Annotated in this window: 1 protein-coding gene; it reads left to right on the top strand. The window is 46.3% G+C overall.

From position 1 onward, the window contains the following. Nucleotides 1–15: 15 nt before the first annotated feature. On the top strand, nucleotides 16–311 hold a 296-nt coding region (gene rplO, locus ACTHSP_RS23430; protein ID WP_440347172.1), incomplete at its 3' end, for a 50S ribosomal protein L15.

Raw genomic sequence — 311 nt, 5'->3', positions numbered from 1 at the left:
AAGTGGAGTCTTAATATGTTTTTGAATACTATTCAACCTGCTGAGGGTGCTACTCACGCTAGTCGTCGTGTAGGCCGTGGTATTGGTAGCGGCTTGGGTAAGACAGGTGGTCGTGGTCATAAAGGTCAAAAAAGCCGTTCTGGTGGCTTCCACAAGGTAGGTTTTGAAGGCGGTCAAATGCCTTTGCAACGCCGTCTGCCGAAACGTGGTTTCAAATCTTTGACTGCTGCCGCAAATGCTGAAGTTCGTTTGAGTGAATTAAATCTGATTGCTGTGAACGAGATTGATGTCTTGGTTCTTAAACAAGCTGG

Source organism: Neisseria sp. P0001.S005 (assembly GCF_051963715.1).
The sequence above is the reverse complement of the archived record's forward strand: the minus strand, read 5'-3'. Positions and strand labels throughout refer to the sequence as shown.